Annotated in this window: 15 protein-coding genes and 1 pseudogene; 6 read left to right on the top strand and 10 right to left on the bottom strand. The window is 58.0% G+C overall.

Annotated features, from left to right (window positions below):
* Positions 1-275: 275 nt before the first annotated feature.
* On the top strand, positions 276-908 hold the full coding sequence (locus ACZ1HN_RS02450; RefSeq protein WP_299602665.1) for a tyrosine-type recombinase/integrase: 633 nt from the start codon (positions 276-278) through the stop codon (positions 906-908).
* 158 nt (positions 909-1,066) lie between these two features.
* On the opposite strand, the gene ACZ1HN_RS02445 is transcribed toward ACZ1HN_RS02450, so the two are convergent.
* The 6 genes from ACZ1HN_RS02445 to uraH all read right to left on the bottom strand — a co-directional run bounded on the left by ACZ1HN_RS02445 (position 1,067) and on the right by uraH (position 9,902).
* Positions 1,067-4,003 carry a DEAD/DEAH box helicase gene (locus ACZ1HN_RS02445; protein WP_472726355.1) on the bottom strand — a complete coding sequence of 979 codons (2,937 nt, stop codon included), beginning with the start codon at positions 4,001-4,003 and terminating at the stop codon, positions 1,067-1,069.
* Positions 3,909-5,240 (bottom strand): EH signature domain-containing protein, encoded by a 1,332-nt coding sequence (locus ACZ1HN_RS02440; protein ID WP_472726354.1) that lies wholly within the window; start codon positions 5,238-5,240, stop codon positions 3,909-3,911. Before ACZ1HN_RS02440 ends, ACZ1HN_RS02445 begins: the two co-directional genes overlap by 95 nt.
* A complete protein-coding gene (locus ACZ1HN_RS02435; RefSeq protein WP_472726353.1) occupies positions 5,237-6,199 on the bottom strand; it encodes an OmpA family protein in 963 nt (320 codons plus the stop codon). The genes ACZ1HN_RS02440 and ACZ1HN_RS02435 overlap by 4 nt, the downstream gene beginning before the upstream one ends.
* Positions 6,196-7,626 (bottom strand): hypothetical protein, encoded by a 1,431-nt coding sequence (locus tag ACZ1HN_RS02430; RefSeq protein ID WP_472726352.1) that lies wholly within the window; start codon positions 7,624-7,626, stop codon positions 6,196-6,198. Before ACZ1HN_RS02430 ends, ACZ1HN_RS02435 begins: the two co-directional genes overlap by 4 nt.
* The gene (locus ACZ1HN_RS02425) at positions 7,623-9,008 is read right to left on the bottom strand and encodes a hypothetical protein (protein WP_472726351.1); all 1,386 of its coding nucleotides are present in this window, start codon (positions 9,006-9,008) and stop codon (positions 7,623-7,625) included. Before ACZ1HN_RS02425 ends, ACZ1HN_RS02430 begins: the two co-directional genes overlap by 4 nt.
* A gap of 534 nt (positions 9,009-9,542) precedes the next feature.
* The gene (uraH, locus tag ACZ1HN_RS02420; protein WP_472726350.1) at positions 9,543-9,902 is read right to left on the bottom strand and encodes a hydroxyisourate hydrolase; all 360 of its coding nucleotides are present in this window, start codon (positions 9,900-9,902) and stop codon (positions 9,543-9,545) included.
* 62 nt (positions 9,903-9,964) lie between these two features.
* Between uraH and puuE the strand changes: the two genes are divergently transcribed.
* The 3 genes from puuE to ACZ1HN_RS02405 are packed head-to-tail and all read left to right on the top strand — an operon-like array spanning position 9,965 to position 12,670.
* Positions 9,965-11,386: an allantoinase PuuE gene (gene puuE, locus ACZ1HN_RS02415; RefSeq protein WP_472726349.1), complete on the top strand. Its 1,422-nt coding sequence runs from the start codon at positions 9,965-9,967 to the stop codon at positions 11,384-11,386.
* Positions 11,383-12,192: a bifunctional allantoicase/(S)-ureidoglycine aminohydrolase gene (locus ACZ1HN_RS02410; RefSeq protein WP_472726348.1), complete on the top strand. Its 810-nt coding sequence runs from the start codon at positions 11,383-11,385 to the stop codon at positions 12,190-12,192. Before puuE ends, ACZ1HN_RS02410 begins: the two co-directional genes overlap by 4 nt.
* Positions 12,179-12,670, top strand: coding sequence for an ureidoglycolate lyase (locus tag ACZ1HN_RS02405; RefSeq protein WP_472726347.1), 492 nt, complete (start codon positions 12,179-12,181; stop codon positions 12,668-12,670). Before ACZ1HN_RS02410 ends, ACZ1HN_RS02405 begins: the two co-directional genes overlap by 14 nt.
* 75 nt (positions 12,671-12,745) lie before the next feature.
* Here ACZ1HN_RS02405 and ACZ1HN_RS02400 read toward each other — a convergent pair whose 3' ends face one another.
* From ACZ1HN_RS02400 to ACZ1HN_RS02390, 3 genes and pseudogenes are all read right to left on the bottom strand, one after another.
* Positions 12,746-13,507 (bottom strand): ABC transporter permease, encoded by a 762-nt coding sequence (locus tag ACZ1HN_RS02400; protein ID WP_472726346.1) that lies wholly within the window; start codon positions 13,505-13,507, stop codon positions 12,746-12,748.
* Positions 13,504-14,286, bottom strand: a complete 783-nt coding sequence (locus ACZ1HN_RS02395; RefSeq protein WP_472726345.1) for an ABC transporter ATP-binding protein — start codon at positions 14,284-14,286, stop codon at positions 13,504-13,506. The genes ACZ1HN_RS02400 and ACZ1HN_RS02395 overlap by 4 nt, the downstream gene beginning before the upstream one ends.
* A 28-nt stretch (positions 14,287-14,314) precedes the next feature.
* Positions 14,315-15,321, bottom strand: a pseudogene (locus ACZ1HN_RS02390) (ABC transporter substrate-binding protein).
* 193 nt (positions 15,322-15,514) lie between these two features.
* Here ACZ1HN_RS02390 and ACZ1HN_RS02385 point away from each other — a divergent pair.
* Positions 15,515-16,864, top strand: coding sequence for an aminotransferase class III-fold pyridoxal phosphate-dependent enzyme (locus ACZ1HN_RS02385; protein ID WP_472726344.1), 1,350 nt, complete (start codon positions 15,515-15,517; stop codon positions 16,862-16,864).
* Between the two features lie 83 nt (positions 16,865-16,947).
* Here ACZ1HN_RS02385 and ACZ1HN_RS02380 read toward each other — a convergent pair whose 3' ends face one another.
* Positions 16,948-17,355 (bottom strand): hypothetical protein, encoded by a 408-nt coding sequence (locus ACZ1HN_RS02380; RefSeq protein WP_472726343.1) that lies wholly within the window; start codon positions 17,353-17,355, stop codon positions 16,948-16,950.
* Positions 17,356-17,675: 320 nt separating this feature from the next.
* On the opposite strand from ACZ1HN_RS02380, the gene ACZ1HN_RS02375 reads away from it, so the two are divergent.
* Positions 17,676-19,064, top strand: coding sequence for a cytochrome ubiquinol oxidase subunit I (locus ACZ1HN_RS02375; RefSeq protein WP_472726342.1), 1,389 nt, complete (start codon positions 17,676-17,678; stop codon positions 19,062-19,064).
* Positions 19,065-19,068 lie beyond the last annotated feature (4 nt).

Here is a 19,068-nt window from a genome sequence, read left to right as displayed (position 1 = left end):
GATTCTTGAGCCATGACCGCGCAGTTTCCGTGCTTGAGTGAATACGGCAAGGAAACAAGGCCGTTTTGTCCAGAGCGTGTTAGGCCGCCGCAAGCCAGCATCAGAAATCAAACGCTCGCCGGATGTTCTACGCTAAGAGCGCAGGCTGCGCGAAACGTGAACTCGCGGGATAGGGTGATCCGGACCTAGGGTGAAGCGCAGCAAGACCGTGATACGGTGCCTTGTCAACTTCGGGTTGTCGTTGTGGGAGGGCATGGCGGATCGGAGGATCAGTCATGGAAACACCAAACTTACCTGTCATTCGCGCGCTTCGCCCCGCCTGGAACAAGGGGCGCATCGTAGGCCAGAAGCGACCTTTGAAACCAAAACACGTCTGGGCGATCAGGGTTCGTCTCGAACTAGCCGAAAACCACCGTGACCTAGCACTGTTCAACATGGCAATCGACAGCAAGCTTCGAGGCTGTGACCTTGTAAAGATGAAAGTCGTGGATGTAATGGCGTCTGGCCAGATCAAGGAACGCGCTTCCGTTCTACAAAGCAAAACGCAGAAACCGGTGCGCTTCGAGATTTCGGAAGGCACCCGCGCCTCGGTCGAGAAGTGGATGGAAGACGAGCTCATGGTTGGCTCGGAGTACCTTTGGCCGGGCCGCTTCCATGAGCGCCTGCACATCTCGACCCGCCAGTATGCCCGCATTGTCCGGGATTGGGTCACCTCAATCGGCCTAGAGGCCAGCGCATACGGAACGCACTCTATGCGACGTACCAAGGTTACCCAAATCTATAAGAAGACCGGCAACCTTCGCGCTGTTCAGCTCCTTCTAGGCCACACCAAGATGGATAGTACGGTCAGATATCTCGGCGTCGAACTTGAGGACGCGTTGGCTATTGCGGAAGCTATTGAAATCTAACATGTCTGGGTCGCCCACACGGGCGGCCCTGAGCTGCCTTTGACCGACAGCTCGGTCGCTACAGTGCTGCACACTAGAGCGGCCATTCGGGGGATCATGCAACGGCCAGTAATCCGGCTACGCGGGTTCTGAAAACCAAGCTAACACAACGAGACGCATCAATGCGGTAGGCCGAAATCCGGCCACAGTGTCTGTATCGGCAAGCGGCTCAACGGTACGGTTGACGACCATGGTTCCCCTTTGTCTCCGACAGAAACTGCAGCGATGGTATCGGATGCGACACAACCTTCGAGAGCACCAAGGTTTGCGCCGGTAGAAACAAGTATGTTCCCATACCAATTCGAACTTGAAATGCGGAGCAAATCCCGGGCAATCTCTTCGATTTCCAGATCATCGCGATCCATCAAGGTAACTCTATCTTCCGTAATTGGATGATCGTTGGTGACTTCACCTGAAATGGCCGAAGCGTATAGTTTCTTCAGCTCAATTTCCGAAATCTCTGAAGCCTGCAGCACATCTGCCGCCAGACTTCGTTTTCCAGTGATCAATCTGTGCAACAAGCAGTCAAAGGAGGCGGTGCCGAGGCCCGGGTGTATAGCAAGCGGAATATGTATCTGAACATCTCTTTCCTGGCCGATACGGTGAGTACGATCATTGCATTGCTCTTCGACAGCCGGGTTCCACCAACGCGTCAGATGGATTACGTGGTTTGCCGCTGTTAGGGTTAAACCTGTGCCGGCAGCACGCGGACCTAGCAACAAGACGTCAAAGCACTGGTCTCCATTCCGATCGCGCTGAAACCGTCTGGTTATAGCGCGACGGTCTTCAATTGGCGTATTTCCGTTGATGGTCATAACCTCCGACAGATCAAACTCGATCTTAATCAATTCTGCCATCCAGGCCTGAAGATCGCGGTTTTCTACGAAAACCAGCGCCTTCTCGCGCCGATCATGAACATGTTTCAGGATGGCAAGCGTCATCTCCGTCCGTGCGGAGGCACCGATGAAGTCATTGGTAAGCTCGTTCTCGACCATGCCCGGATGAGCCGAAACGCGGCGGATATGCTGCAGCACCTGAAGAATGCCACCGGTTTTGGCACGTGCTTCGTCATAGCGCATTGCTTGTATGCGTGGCATCGCACGCGCATGGAGCAACCTGACTTTGCTTGGAATTGATGGATCCGCCTCTTCCTTGGTCCGACGCTGGCAAAGAGGCGCCGCGTCGTCTCGCGCCGTGAACAACGCGTCGCGTAGCTGGTGCAAGCGTGTCGTGCTGGGGCGCTCAAACAGGCGGTTGAAGGCAGACAGAGCGCCCAAGGGACCAGGCGCAATTGAGTCAACAATCGACCAAAGATCCTGCGCGCGATTCTCTAAAGGCGTACCTGTCAGCGCAATCTTGAAATCCGCGCGCGCACCCTTGGCCGCGATGGCCCTCTGTGTTCTGGGGTTCTTTACGAACTGCATTTCATCAAAGACCGCCGCCGCAAAGCTCAACTGTTGAAAGCTCACGGCATAGTTTGCCAGCGTTTGATAGGTGGTAATCACAACACCAGTCCGACCCGCGAGTTCAGAAAGGTCGAGATGCTCAGCCCCGTCACCGATATCCGTACCGCGCCGCGATTTCCAGCGGGAGAGCGCGGTGGCGTAGAGCCGGTGAACAGGACCCAGACTACCGGGTGCCAAGTGCTTCTCGATCTCATCCTGCCAATTCTGTAAGAGTGAGGTGGGTGCCACGATCAAAATAGGGGCGCTTTCCGCCTCTCCTTCACGCATGAGTTTGGTGAGCCAGGCGACGAACGCAAGGGTCTGCACTGTCTTGCCAAGTCCCTGTTCATCGGCATTCAATACGCCGGGCATGCCCTTTGCCCAGGCATCGACCTGCCAGTCAAAGGCCGACCTCTGATAGGGTTTTAGTGTCTGTGTGACACCTGCTGGCAAAGCGCGATCGCTGCAAGATCGGGGTGCGCGATCTGCGATAAAATCCAAGTCAAAGAGATTGTCATGAACCAGTGGAAGAATGGCATCTCTGGAGTCTGTCTCGGAGGTGGCATCTTCTGCCCTCATGGCAAGACGGCGCTCCAGTGCCTCAAGAATGTCTGGTTGAACAGGCACCTCGCCGACATGTAACAGAAGCCATTCCTCGCCAGTCAGGAAAGCTTGCTTCAGCTGAGCAATAACCGTTTCAAGATCGTCGTCGGGAATAGCCCCAAGCAATTCCCCGATCGTGACCGCGACGGAAGGCGGCAACCATGGCAGGCCCGAACCGACGCCAAGTTCCATTTCGAGTTTCGGCGCGACGCCCAAACCGGTGACACGGCTCGACCAAGTCGAGGTTTCCGCCCATCCATCTGTCAATGCGAAGGCGATCCTTTCTGCCGCATCTTCGGGCGTCGTCGTCGCGGTGATCGCGCCGCTTTGGAGAAAGTGCCGCTCAAGGGCCTCCTCGATCAACCGTGGTGCCTCCTTCACAAACCGCTCTCGCGCGTCCGGATCGCCCTGCATGGCGTCCGCGACGACCTCAAGTACCGGGGCGGCACTCTTGTCAATCACGGCAAAACACCCTTCACCAATGCGATAGGATGGCAACGCGCCGCGTTCAAAGACGGCGGACTGGAACGCCCCGAGTTCCGCACCTGATAGAACCACGTTGCTATCTGTTTTGATACTCGTATCCGGACCGATAGGGACGGGTCGGAAAGCTGCTGGGTCGTCTGCCGGGACATCGAGACCAATACGCGGAATGGAGATGATCTTGAGATCGGCGAGGAACCTGTCTGGTGCGACGGAAGTATCGCTATCTCCAAGGATTTGTCGAAAACGGGCCAGCGTCTGCCAGTGCGTTGCCAAAGTCGCGTTAGGATTGAATTCCTGCACCAAAGCAATGGCGTCGAAAATGGCTGCCGGAATGCGGCGGCGTTCTTCTGGCAAATCTGGGAACAGAAAGGCCCCAGTCCTGGGGACCGTTTCCCGTCGACCGTTTCTTTCCCAATGCCAGTATAACTTAGCGTCCGGGCTGCCGAGGGAGCGTGATATTCTGATCTCGGTAACTCTGACCATACAATTCCGGCCGCCCGGGAAAGTCCTCGCGGAAAACATGAACGCGGTAGTTTTGCGAGCCTTCAACCACGATCTGGTCACCACATTTCATAATCAGCAATGAAGTTCTTGTTCGCGCGCCGTCTTGTCGCCCATAAGCCGCAAAAGAAGGGTCTTCAGTTGCTTGCAGCATGCGATCCGCCTCCTCCTGCGCTGCCGGATGCAGCGCAACCCAAGCTTCTTGTATTACGCCCTCCCTGAAGAGCCCTAGCCAGAAGTCTCGTCTATCCCGCCACATCCCGGCGTCTTCGACCGCCGAAATGACATTCATAAAGGCTTCGATGCTGCGTCCAGCGAGCCATGACAGCACAATGCGACGGTTGGCCTTGCGCATATGAGGCCAGAGGCCTTGATGCCCTGGCCTCCTGGGATCACCGATCTCCTCAATGATCCAGGCCAAAAGAACATCCTGAATCTCGCTCGCTGGCGCAGTAGTCTGCCAAGGTGACAGCAGCGGATCTAGAGCATTGACCATGCCTTCGTCACCGATCCCAACGCCTGGCGCAGGCCGACACCAGCCCATTAAGCGTTGAGCTGCAGATTTGTCCCGGGGTTGTGGATGTGAACGCAGAAACGCATCGCCCACCGCTTTGACGAATCCCGGACCATGAGGTTCGGAGTAACCCAAGGTCTGCATGAGCTCATAGGGGGCATCAGAGGCAAAGAGCTTGTGTGCCAAGGTCTCCGCACCGTGCTGAGGATCAAGGAGCTCCGGTGTCGCTTCAATCAGCTGCGCCATCGGGTTTGGGTGGTTGCCCCGACGGTCCGAGAGAACTCGAGCGGCTTCGATGGTTTTCGGCGCGTCGGGTTGCCAGCCCTCCAGAAAAACCTCGAAATAGGCGTTTACGATGTTCGGGCGATCGCTCAACCTTGCTTCACGTTCCAGGAATGCCCTCAATCCGGGCTGGTCCGCAAGATCGCCGAAAGACAACGCCCGCATAAGGGGAATGATTTCAGCCTCTGCCGCAAGGGACCAGTCCTGGGACGCAATACGTCCAGCACAAATTTTGGCGAGCGCAGCGACCTCTGCCTTTGGCACATGCCCGGGCGCGGGATACGCTTGCGAAATGTCCTCGCACGTCCGTTTAAGGTCCTCGGGCTCTGCCTTGAACGCTGCAAACGTTGCCGAGAGCGCCGTGATATTGTCTCGCAAAGTCATCTGGTATCGCTTGGCATAGCTTCTCCTGACTTCAACGCCTTTGAAATGCGCGCGATGTCGTCGACGCGCGATGGTCAAAGCATGATGAAACGCAGATCAATACGGTGGTTCAAGCTTCTGCCCTCCCCAGTCTCGTTGGACGCGACAGGACGATCTTCGCCGTAACCGGCAACTGACAAAACTGGTTGTCCTTGCAAGTTCAATCGCTCAACCAAGCTGTTACGATGCTGGATCATGACGGCATACGTTGCCGCGGCGCGACGCGCACCAAGCGAGACGTTGGATTGAAGCGATCCAACGCTGTCAGTGTGTCCTTCGATAAGCAATGCCTCGACGATGGCTGAACCCGGATTGCAAACCTCTGAGAACGCGGAGCGAGGACCGAGTGTGTAACACGGCAGAGCATCGTCAATGATCTCGGAAATCCGGCGAACAATAGGTCGGCGCGTTTCCGGTATCGCATTGCTCCCAGATGCAAAGAGACCCTCTCCCACGAATTGCAACGCATCTTCTGCGCCGCTCAACCTCACCTGCAGTTCGGGAAACTCGTCGTTGATGTCGGATCGCAATCGAGCCAGCAGTTGTCGACGCACGGATGCAACTTCGGCATTGTACCTTTGAAGCGGATCAATGACATCCTGATCGAGAGCCGCCAAACGCCTGCGCAGCACCACCAATTCACTTTCGAGCCTAGCCCGCTGAACAAGCGTCTCTTCTGTCGTCTTCAGCTCCTCGCGCAGCGTTGCCATCTCACGCTCGGCCCGCGCCAATTCCCTCATGGCGTCGACCGCTACGTCAGGGTTTTCAGCCAAGTTGGACAACGCCGCCTGGAGCGCTTTGTTTTCCTCTTCCAGCCGCACCACGTCTTCAACGAGCGAACCCGCCTCTACATCCGCTTCAGGGCGCAATTGACTTACAAAGAACGCGAGAAGAATAAGCAGAATGAAGAGGATGCTGACCGTCATATCGGTCATGGTGACAAAGGCGCTTTCTTCTTCGTCTTCCGTGTGCACCATCTTCTGATACCCGCCCCTCATGGCTGCCCGCCTGCGTCAAGTGGGCTTTCCGCTGCCGGCTCAAAGGAGCGGGCACCATCAATAACCGCGCGCAAGGTGGTGAGTGCTTCGGCGTAGTCCTTGTGGACATCGCCCGAAAATTTGCTGACCTGAGACACTGCCGCATCGAGGTTTTGTCGATAGCTTCCAAGCGCGCGTGCCATATCCTGGTCATAGGCCTTGGCACGTTCCTCAAATGCATCAACCTGTTCCCGAATGGCGGTCGCAGCGGCCGAAACCGCATCTGCCTGCCGCTCCATCGAGACACTTGCCTGCTCGACCATCTCAATTCCCGAATTGGCTATGGTGCGCGTCATCGCTTCGGTTTGCGACAGATTTTGCGCGACCGGGGATGCAGCAGAAGCCAGCGCTTCGCTTGCCGAGGTAAGTAGGCCCAGTAGCATCTCGATGCGGCGAGACACGGCGTCCAGCCCAGCCGTTGTTTCGGCCATACCGGTCGCAGCAGTGGCCATCTTTTCGCTGGCGTCGGCGACCGTGTCGGACAGGCTCTCGGCCATTTCTCGCCCCACGCTTTCCATCACGCGCGCCGCCTCGTTCCCTCCAGTCTGCGCAGCGTCTGCCAGAGGACGTACAAGAGCCTCTATAAGCTCCGCATTCAGCTTCTGCATATGTGCGCGCGTTTCCTTTGCCTCATCCAGTTGTCGCTGCGCGAGATTTTCTAGGCTCACGAATTGAAGTCGATCCTCAAGTGCTGCCGCCAAATCGGTAACCCCGGCTTCCACACGGGCATCCAAGGCACGGGTAATCGGGATCAACGCGATCGACAAAAGCAACCCAGTCAGAGACATAATGAACTTTGCCGAGGCGACGGTGAGCAACTCATTTAGGGCTTCCGCCATGGCTTGCTCACCCGCCCCCCGGCTGGCTTCACCCAATGTCACGCTCGTTTGTTGAAGCGCCGCGACAAGCCCGAGGAAAGTCAAAAGCAATCCGACCGAGACAAACAACCCCGGCCAAAACTTCCAACCGCTCAAGCCAAAGCCGAGGCTGTTGGTATTGAAAAAGACCCCAGGGCGGATGGTATTCTGGATTTCACCGCCCTCTTCCGATGGTTCGATTACAGTTTCACGGTATTCGCCCCAAGCTGTCGCTATTTGATTGATTGGGCCGCGGGTCTTTGATCTTTGCCCCTGAAAATGTCGGCTGATCTCCGCAAACCGAGATGCGAAATGCCGTGCGTCGCTTGTCGCCTTGACCTGTTTTGCGACACTGTCGATTGCTACTCTCTGCCGCATGGATGTCCAGGTCATGCAAACCAGCAAAATGATCGCAGCGCCAATCAAAGTCGCAGCGACAAGGCCAGGAACCCAGTCTTCGGTCAGCAGCTCCGCAAACACCAGGATGGCATCCACCATCCAATGCCCGACGCCTTCCAGGTCAGTGATCAATCCTGTTCCCCCTCGGGCGCGAACTCTGATCGTTCCGCCTCGGCCTCTTCAGACAGTGCTTCTGGCGTAACGTCACCGCTCTGCGATCGATCAGACCGAATAACCGGTGCCTTGCGCTGGTGGGCGCGGAGTGAAGATCCGATACGTCCGTAAAAGTCCGGGACGATCTCTTCGAGGTCGGAGATAAAATTCGCTTGCTGAGTAAATCGCGTACCAAGCCGCCTAGACAGAAATATATGGAATCCAGTCGGACTCAAATGTTGTTTTCCCTGCTCCGCGATTTTTATTTCGTTCCGCAACTCCGTCAGCGGGAATTGGGTCGCCTCGCTTTTTCCAGGCCATTGAAACCGAATATGAATGTTGTCGACGTCGTCGATCTTGATCTGCCGCAGAAGCCAATTCAGGCGCGCAGATGTCGACTTGCGGTCATCCGGCGCCCGCAATGACATTCCGACATCGATAGATCTTCTGGGAATGTCGACGAGAACCTCTATAGGCGCGGCAGCATCTGGAACAACAAGCTCGCAGCCGAGAGAAAGAGACTCACGCAAACGCGCCGCCGCCTCGTTCAACCGCACGGCGACATCTGACTTTTGCTTCCGCGTCATACGCTCGGACACGCGCGCTCCGGTCATTCGTGTAAGGATCAACGAAAGATCCCGTGTCTCCTGATGCCAGGCCGCCACCACGGGTGAAGTAAGTGGGGATTTCGCAGGTAGTCCGCCGCCGCTGGAAACAAGCTTGTTGAGTTCCGACCATTCAGCCGGCATCCGATCAAAGCCGCGCAAACCCGCGCTCTCATGTGTAAGAAATCGCTGCAGTTCGGAAAGCAGTACGGATTGATCCGCATCTGCAACTGTTTCATTGCTCAAAAGCAAGTCCGCAACCGTCAAAACATGCATCCACGACCAATGGTACACGGGGATTCGTGACCGGCTCTTTCGCACCGACTCCAGCGGATGATCCTGCGGTTGTGTCGCGAACTGATTTGAGATGGTGATAACACAATCGACATCGTTGTCCTGGGCAAGCCGACGATATTTCTCAATCTGATCTGGGTCGAGGGTGGCAGCACCAATCTTTGCCTCTACGAGAGCAGTCCATACCTTCGACCCGTTGCTAAGGACAATCAATCCATCTGGACGATCCGCCACGTTAGCGTCAGTGGCAAAGACGACTTCCGTAAAACATTGAACTTTGCCTCTCGCACCCATCGTTTGACCGACAGAATTGAGCAGATCCCGACCAAACTCCTGCACTGACGCAAGACAAGCGAGCACTATGGACGTAGTGCGCCCCTCTTTGGAAGTGGTCGAAAGAACCGGGAATAGGCGTGCAACCTCACCCTGTTTGAGTCTGTCGTTAGAGAATAGTGTCGCCATGGTATCACCAAGAGTTCAGAATTTAAGATATTGAAGCCAAAAAACGGGTATTTCATTAAAACCACAACAAAACGAACCAACGCATCAATACCCGAGAATAATCTGCTTTCGGTTGTACCATGCGCTATCAAAATGAGCTTGTCGATGTCGGCGGACATGACAAATGTCTGGGCGCAGCATCGAAACGTCAAACGCACATACCATTCACATTCTTCGCCTCGGCGGAAAGAAAATTCGACGACGTGATAGCGCCTGGCCGGCTCAAGTGACTACACTTAGTACTTCAGAGCGAAATCCTAAAACTCATCCCATCGGAAACATCGAATGATCTACACACTCCGCTGACTGCATCGGAGCAGCCAATCCTTTTGGAAAGGCCAATGTTAAATCCGGATGCGCAAACAAAACTGACGTGTTCATTATTGGTCGTTCCAGCCGAGAGCATCAACGGCAGGTTGTCCGCAAAGCCGAACCTCATTCATCGGATTCAAGTCGTTTTCAAATCTCAGACTTTGAACCTGCTCAGCACATTACTCAACTGCCGCGATAGGTCGAGTATCCGTAAGGGGAGAGTAGGAGAGGGACGTGGTAGTGCGCCTCGTCATCCGTGATGCCGAACCGGATGGGCACCTGGTCGAGGAATTTGACCTCGTCCGTGCTCAGCCCGTGCTGATCTAGGTAGTTTCCGCAGAAGAAGATCAGCTCATAGTGCCCCTGTTTGACCTTGCCCTGCGGCAGGATCGGACTGTCGGTACGGCCATCGGCATTTGTCACGGCCTCGGCTATCTTTTTGTGGCTGTTGCCCGACACGCGGTAGAGCGCGATTTTGATCCCCGGGGCAGGCATGCCGCGCGCGGTGTCGAGGACATGGGTGGTGAGGTATCCGGCTGCCATTGCATCCTGCCTTGTTTGGTCGCAGATTGGCGACATCTCACCTTGATTGTCTGGGGAAGTCCATGGCCGAGTTGCCACCGCGGTATCCGCGCGATTTTCATGGCCACGGGGCCGATAGACCGGATGCGGCGTGGCCGGGTGGCGCGCGCATCGCCGTGTCCTTTGTTCTGAACTACGAGGAAGGGGGCGAGAATTGCGTGCTGCATGGTGATGCGGCCTCTGAGGCGTTCCTGTCCGAGATCGTGGGCGCAGCACCCTGGCCCGGGCAGCGGCATTGGAACATGGAGTCCATTTACGACTACGGTGCGCGTGCCGGCTTCTGGCGGTTGCATCGGCTGTTCACCGAAGCGCGTGTGCCGGTGACCGTCTATGGCGTGGCGACGGCTCTGGCCCGTTCGCCTGCGCAGGTTGAGGCGATGCAGCAGGCCAATTGGGAGATCGCGTCGCACGGTCTGAAATGGATCGACTACAAGGATCATTCGGTCGAGGACGAGGCGGCGGACATGGACGCGGCTATTGCACTGCATACCGAAGTGACGGGAGAGCGTCCGCGCGGTTGGTATACGGGCCGTTGTTCGGTGAACACGGTGTGGCTGGCGGCAGAGCGGGACATGGACTGGATCAGCGACACCTATGATGATGATCTGCCCTATTGGGTTCGGATCGGTGCCCGCGACCAGTTGATCCTTCCCTACACGCTTGATTGCAACGACATGCGCTTTGCCACGCCGCAGGGGTTCAATGCGGGCGATCAGTTTTTTGCCTATCTGCGGGATACGTTTGATGCGCTCTATGCCGAGGGGGCGGCGGGGCGGCCTGCGATGATGTCTGTGGGTCTGCATTGCCGTTTGATCGGACGGCCCGGTCGGGTCCAGGCGCTGCGCCGGTTTATCGAATACGTGCAGGGGCATGAGGGTGTGTGGTGCGCACGCCGGCAGGATATTGCGGCGCATTGGGCCGAGGTTCATCCGCCCCAGCCTGAGCGTGGGTGGATTCATCTGGATCGCGCCGCTTTTGTTGAAACATTTGGCGGCGTGTTCGAGCATTCGCCCTGGATTGCCGAAGGGGTTTATGCGCTCGAACTAGCGCCAGCCCACGACACCCCGCAGGGGCTGCACAATGCGTTGTGCCGGGTGTTTCGCGCGGCGTCCGAGGACAAGCGACTGGACGTCTTGCGTGCGCACCCCGATCTGGCGGGCAAGCTGGCTGCGGCCAAACGTTTGACTGCTGAGAGTACCCAGGAACAGGCAAGTGCGGGTCTGGATGCGCTGACAGATGAGGAACGGGCGGCGTTCCAGCGGCTCAATGCCAGCTACAACGAAAAACACGGTTTTCCCTTCATCATCGCGGTCAAGGATCACGACAAGGCGGGCATTTTGCGCGCGTTTGAGCGGCGGATCGGCAATGAGACGAGTGTTGAGATGGCCGAGGCCTGTCGTCAGGTTGAACGTATCGCCCGGTTACGGTTGGAGGCGATGGAATGACCTATGCCTTTCCCCCCGGCGGTTTGCCTAGCCAGAACGAAAACCCCGAAAGCACGGCTATCTTTACCGAAGCCTATGCCGTTATCCCCGCCTCGGTTCAGCGGGACATCGTCACGTCTTTCCTGCCGGGATGGGACGGCACGCGGGCCTGGATTCTGGCGCGGCCCTTAAGCGGCTTTGCCGAGACCTTTGCGCAATACGCTGTTGAGCTGTCGCCCGAGGGGGGCAGCAATGATCCCGAGCCGGACATAGACGCCCAAGCTGTGCTGTTTGTGGCGCATGGCCATGCGCACCTGACCGTGGGGGCAGATCTGCATGAGCTGCGCCCAGGCAGTTTCGCCTACATCCCGGCTGGTGCGCCATGGGCGTTGTGGAACCGGTCGGATCAGGCTTGTGGCCTGCACTGGATCCGCAAGAAATACGTGGTCGGTGCTGGTCTGAGTCCCCCCGATGTGGTGGTGACCCATGATCAGGATGTGCCCGCCGCCCCGATGCCCGATTGCGGACACCTGTGGGCGACGCAACGCTTCATTGATCCACTCGACCTGCGCTATGATTGCCACGTGAACATCGTGAATTTCCAGCCCGGCGGGCGTATCCCCTTTGCCGAGACACATGTGATGGAACATGGGCTTTACGTGCTGGAAGGGACGGCGGAGTACCTGCTGAACAAGGATTGGGTGAGCGTGGGACCCGGCGATTTCATGCGGCTACGCGCGTTCTGCCCGCAGGCTTGCATTGCGACTGGCGATGGGCCGTTTCGTTACCTGCTCTACAAGGATGTGAATCGGCATGTCCCGCTTTGAGATCAAGGCGCAGCCGCTAACAACGGAGGCATTCGCACCTTTTGGTGATGTGCTGGATTGCGCAGGCGACCCCGACAAGATCATTAATGCAGGACTATGCGGGCGCTATCATGATCTTGCGCAATTGGATTTCGGTGATGGGCGTGCTGGTGTGAGCCTGTTCAAGGCTGAACCACGCAGCCTGCCCTACACGTTCGATCTTTTGGAGCGGCACCCGCAAGGGTCGCAGTGCTTTGTACCGATGTCGGAACACCCGTTTCTGGTGATTGTAGCCCCGGATGAAGGCGGAAAGCCGGGCACCCCAAAAGCCTTTCTCACGGTGCCGGGACAAGCGATCAACTTGCATCGCGGGACCTGGCATGGCGTCCTCACGCCATTGCACGCACCGGGCCTGTTTGCCGTGATTGACCGGATCGGAGACGGTGCCAACCTCGAAGAAGTGCACCTCAATCCGTCCTATACTGTTTCTTCTGGCTGAAAATACCGCAGGGGAGTCCGACGGACGGGGGCAGCGCGCCCTCCAACATGTCGTGCGCGTCAGCGCTCCGCAGGATCAGGTCGGGTTGCGCTCGGCCCAGCCGGCGAACACCTTTTCCAAGGCGACAACGACGTAATACAGGACGATGCCCATCAGCGCCAAGGCGATCAGCACGGCAAACATCAGCGGGTAATCCGCGCTGATCTTGCCGCTGTCGAACAGGTGCCCCAACCCGCGCCCATGCGGTTCCACGATCTCCATCAGGTTGGTGCCGATGAAGGCGAGGGTCACGGCCACTTTTAAAGCGCCGAAGAACTCGGGCAGGGTTTTGGGTAACGCGATCTTCCAAAAGATGGTGAATTTGGAAGCGCCGAGCGAGGCGAGGATGTCGCGGTATTCCGGCTCCAACGTAGATAGGCCGATGGACACGGATACGGCGATCGGGAAGAACGAGATCAGAAAGGCGATCAGGATCGTGTTCATGTCGTGCTGGCCCACGAACATCAGCGCGATGATGGGCACGATGGTGGCCTTAGGGATTGCATTGAAGCCGACCAGCAGGGGGTACAGCGCGTCGCGCATCGTTTTGGACAGGCCCATGATCATGCCTAGGAAGACGCCGAAGACCACCGACAACAGCAGGCCCACAACGGTGCGCCACAGCGTGTCCCAGCCGTATTCGAGGAACAGGCCACGAAACTTCCAGAAGGCTGGCCAGATGTCCGACGGGGACGCCATTTTGTAGTTGGGCCAGCCGTTGACCCAGACAAGCCATTCCCAGAACAGGCCGAATATGACGAGTGCGGCGAGCGGCACGCCGATCTGGCGGAAGGTCATGCGGCGTCCCTTCCCTGGGCGATGCGGATCTGCTGCCGCAGGATGTTCAGTGCTTCGGCACTTTCGGGGGTGTAGAGCATTTCGATGTCGCGCTCGCCTGTGAGGTGGACGTCCATGACGTATTGGGTCTTGGCCGGGCGGCCAGACAGGACGATGACCTGATCGGCAAGGAAGATGCTTTCGCGCAGATCGTGGGTGATGAGGACACCTGTGAACGGCTCCTCGGCTTTGACCTTGTGCATTGTCTGCCAGAGATCTTCACGCGTGAAGGCGTCGAGCGCGCCGAAGGGTTCGTCGAGGATCAGAACCTCGGGCTTGTGCACGATGGACCGACAGAGCGAGGCGCGTTGGCGCATACCACCCGAAAGCTCGGAAGGGCGTTTGTCCTCAAAGCCGCTCAGGCCGACAAGGACGAGCAGGTGGCGCGCGCGCTCTTCCTTTTCGCGTTTGGACATGCCGGTCGAGACGATTTCGAGCGGGAGCATCACGTTTTGCAGGATGGTTCGCCATTCGAGCAGAACGGGGTTCTGGAAGGCCATGCCGACGGTGGACTTGGGGCCTTTGACCAGATCGCCGTGCAGCCAGACCTCGCCCTCATCCGGTTTCATCAGGCCCGCGACCAACCGTGTCAGGGTGGACTTGCCGCAGCCCGACGGGCCGACCACGGCGGCGAAGCCACCTTCCGGCACGGAAAGCTCCAGCCCGTCGAGCACGGGCAACGGGCCCGAGGGGGTTTTGTAGGCGTGGCGCACGCCCTTGATCTCGATGAGGTTGCTCATGTTTGTTCCCGGGCGTGCGCGTTGGGTGTTACTTCAGCATCCGCAGGTCTGCCGCAGGCAGGTATGCGTCGGTGAAATAGAGGCTGGCGTTGGGTGCGTTCTGGAACTCGTACGTCTCGGTCAGTTGACCCAGTGCGGTGTCCATGCGGGCCGCATCCACGCCGCCCATGCCGTTGGTTGCCACGTTGTCCGTCAGCACATTGGCGTCGATGGCCAGTTGCAGGCGGCGCTGTTCAAGCCCTGCGTCGGCGGCGGGGTTGCGTTCGATTAGGCTGGCAATGGCCGCTTCGGGATCGGCAATGGCGTCTTTCCAACCGGCGGCGATGGCGGTGAGGAAGCTGGTCACGATCTCTGGGTTCGCGCTGGCAAAGTCTGTGTTGACGATGATCGCGTTGCCATAGAGCTCAAGCCCGTAATCCGCCATGAGGATGGTCGAGATGTCTTCCTCTGGCACGCCAAGGCGCACGAGGTTCAGGAAGGACGAGAAGCTGAAGCCGGTGACGGCCGCCACGTTGCCTTCGGCCAGCATCGGTTCGCGTGTCGGAAAGCCAACGGGGTCGACCGTGATCTTGTCCACGTCGAGGTTGTTGGCGGTGGCAAAGGCCGGGAACTGCGCCCACGCGCCATCGGGGGTGGGGCCCCCAGCACGCGGCCTTCGAGGTCTTTGGGTTCGCTCACGCCCAGCGATTTGCGGCCCACAATGGCGAAGGGTGGCTTGTCATAGACCATCATGACGGCCGTTACGGGGGCACCGGGGTTCTGGTCGAGGAATTTGACGAGGCTGTTGATGTCGGCAAAGCCCATGGGGAACGCGCCCGAGGCGACCTTTGGAATCGCGTCAAGCGAGCCTTGGCCAGCGGAAATTGCGACGTTGAGGTCCGCGGCTCCGAAATGGCCGTTGTCTATGGCGGTGAAATAGGGGGCGGCGGGCCCTTCGAATTTCCAGTCGAGTGCAAAGGGCACGTCGGTTTCGGCCATGGCAGAGGTTGCCAGCGTGGCCGTTGCCGCAAAGGCGGCGAGGGTGCGTTTGAGCATAGGTATCTCCCAGATGTTACTGCGCGACCTTATGGGGTGGCGATCCGGGACGGAACGTGTGGCCCGTGGCTGCGTCTGTTTCTCTGGTCGCAGACTGTGCTGTGTGCTGAAAAATTATGCAATCGGTTTCAATTTGGATTGTGCGGTGCCGTGGTTCGTGGCCTTGTGTGGGGAAACCGATGGAGGGCCACCGATGAAAGACGACAATTTCCTGCGCGCCAACAATGCCCGCCACATGTGGCACCCGATGGGCCACCCTGGCGAGGCGATGGCCCATGTGCCCACCATCATCACCGGCGCCGAAGGGTCCGTGATCGAGGACATTGACGGGCACAAGACTGTCGATGCGGTTGGGGGCCTTTGGTGCGTCAGTCTTGGCTATTCGAACAACGCTGTGAAAGACGCGATTGCCAAGCAGCTGTATGACCTGCCCTATTACTCGGCCTTTTTTGGCACATCGAACCCGACAGCCATTGAGGCATCTTATGCCGTGCGGTCGTTCTTTGAGGCGGATGGAATGGCGCGGGTGTTCTTTACCTCGGGCGGATCGGATTCGGTTGAAACCTGCTTGCGCCTTGCCCGCCAGTACCACCGGATCAAGGGCGAGCCGACGCGCACCAAGTTCCTGTCGCTGAAGAAGGGCTATCACGGTACGCATTTCGGCGGGGCATCGGTCAATGGCAACAACCGATTCCGCATCGCCTATGAACCGCTGATGCCAGGCTGTTTCCACCTGCCGTCGCCCTATCCGTACCGCAACCCGTTTGACGAGACGGACCCGGCGTTGCTGGCCCAGAATGTTGCTGCTGCGATGGAGGACGAGATCCAATTCCAGGGGCCTGGCAGCATTGCCGCCTTTATCATGGAACCCATTCAAGGCGCCGGCGGTGTCATTGTCCCGCACGAGACATTCATGCCGCTGATGCGCGAGATTTGTGATCGCCATGGCATTCTGATGATCGCGGACGAGGTGATCACCGGCTTTGGTCGGACAGGCGACTGGTCAGGCTCGCGTCACTGGGGTGTGCAGCCCGACATGATGAGTTGCGCCAAGGGCATCACCTCGGGCTACTTCCCCGTGGGCGCTGCATTGATGAGCGAGGCGGTGGCCGACGTGTTCGAAAAAGCGGATGCAGATGGTGCGATTTTCCACGGCTACACCTATTCGGCGCACCCGGTGGGGGCGGCGGCGGTGACGGCGTGTCTGGAAGAGACCTTGCGGTTGGACACCAAGGCCAATGCGGGTCCGCGCGGCACCCAGCTGTTTGAGGGCTGTGTGGCCCTGATGGAGAAGTATGACATTGTCGGGGATGTCCGCGGTGGGCACGGGTTGATGACGGGTGTGGAACTGGTCAGTGATCGGGCGTCCAAGACACCGTTGGATGCGGAGGCGATGAAGCGCATGCACAAGGCCACCTACGAGGCCGGTGCGATGGTTCGGATCGGGGGCAACAACATCATGATGTCACCCCCGCTGGTGGTGACGGAAGGTGAGATTGCCCATGTGCTGAGTGCATTGGATGCGGGATTGGCGGCTGTTTGATCGACCCCGGCTTGGGTTGATTGTGTGGTGACAAGTGTTTGGTTTGGAGCCCAAAGTGCATGATGCCGCAAGGTGCGCAAATGTCAGCTTTCGGCCTCAGCGAAACAACGAGTATGGGTTATCTCATTGAAGATCGCCATCTTGTCGAGCGCTGTCTGTGTGCTTTCACGAATGATACCGGAGCGAAATAGAACTACTTTGTCAAATTCAGCCGAAGCGGGGACTGTTAGTTCATCGGGCAACACGGGGCCGCCACCAAAGCTACCGTACCAAGCGAAAAGGACTGGCTGTTTGCATACCTCGTATGTTCCTGAGAGCAAGTCCTCATTAGCGAGATCGAGGGCCCATGAAATTGAAATCGGCGTAATGCCAAGTTGTGATTGCAGCTTCAGGTAGGACATGGGCGAAGCCCATGCCATCACAAACGCAGAAGCCCAAACAGCAGCAACTGCTAGGGTTAACAATTTCAAAGTTTTCACGAACACCGCCACACTCTCCCTTGCCGTACAACTGTGGATCTGTAGCTTATCGTTCAAGCCCTAGGTCAGGAGAATAGGAGAAGCGGACCTCCAATAGGCAATGATAAAGGTCAGGTTTGTCCCTGTGGTTTCAACTGATCGCCGCAAAGCGGACTCTCCCTTGACCCAGCAGCCCAGCTAGCATCCAACTGACACGGATGCCCCAAACCGCGGCAACCTCGTGTGACAAAACGCGCCTGCGCACCCTGTCGCACCCCCGCTGATCTGCTGCGTGCAGTTTCTATATTTGGCTCAAGACCAAACACGTAACCGTTCTCAAGCGGAGACCTCGCATGGACACCCTCATGCTTTCCCGAATTCAGTTCGGGGCCAATATCTCATTCCACATCCTGTTCCCGACGATCACGATTGCCCTGGGCTGGGTGCTTTTGTTCTTCAAACTGCGTTTCAACGCGACAGGCAATGCGCGGTGGATGGAGGCCTACCGGTTCTGGGTCAAGGTGTTTGCCCTGAGCTTTGCCATGGGCGTTGTGTCGGGCATCACCATGTCGTTCCAATTCGGAACCAACTGGCCCGGCTTCATGGAAACGGTGGGCAACATCGCAGGGCCGCTTCTGGCCTATGAGGTGATGACCGCCTTTTTCCTCGAGGCCGTGTTTCTGGGCATCATGCTGTTCGGCTTTTCCCGTGTGCCAGGGTGGTTGCACACTCTGGCAACGTTCTTAGTGGCCTTTGGCACCACCATGTCTGCCTTCTGGATCCTGGTATTGAACAGCTGGATGCACACGCCCCAAGGGTTCGAAATGCGCGAGGGCGTGGCCCATGCCACCAGCTGGTTCGAGATCATATTCAACCCATCCATGCCTTATCGTCTGTCCCACATGCTGCTGGCGTCGGGATTGACCGTCGCGTTCCTGATTGCGGGGTTGAGCGCATTCCGCTGGCTGCTCGGGGACCGCAGCAAAAGCGTACACGTGACCATGAAAACCGGTGTCTACATGGGCGCTTTGCTGATCCCGTTACAGATTTTCATGGGCGATATGCATGGCCTGAACACGTTGGAACACCAGCCGCAGAAGGTTGCGGCGATGGAAGGGAACTGGGACACCCAATCACATGTGCCGCTCTTGCTGTTTGCCCTTCCGGACGAGGAAGCCCGCGAGAACCGCATGGAAGTGGCCATTCCCAACATGGCCTCCATTATCCTCAAGCACAAAGCCGAAGGCGTGGTGCCCGGTCTGAACGACTTTGTCACCGAAGAGGGTGAGGTGATGCACCCGCCTGTTGCCCCTGTTTTCTGGTCCTTCCGCATTATGGTCGGCACGGGCTTTGCCATGCTGTTCCTGAGCTGGGGCGCCGCCATCCTCATGCTGCGCAAACGGCGCGGACCGGAGGGCGTGCCGAAGCTTATGATGCTTGCCATGGTGCCGATGGCCTTTTCCGGCTGGGTGGCGACCTTGGCAGGCTGGTACACGACCGAGATCGGGCGTCAGCCTTGGCTGGTGCAAGGCGTGCTGACCACCGAAATGGCGGTGGCGGATGTGCCTGCACCTTTCGTGGGCACGACGCTGGGCGCGTATCTGTCGATCTATGCGCTGCTGCTGTCCGCCTATATCGGCGTGCTCTTCTTCCTGGCGCGCAAGGCGGTGGACGGTGATGTCCCGCGGCCCCGCACCCCGTTGTCTGGTCACGCGGTCACCCGCGAAATTCCTGCGGAGTAGGATA

The sequence above is a fragment of the Tateyamaria sp. GN1-10 genome, from assembly GCF_055693845.1.
This window is presented reverse-complemented; position numbering and strand designations above follow the sequence as displayed.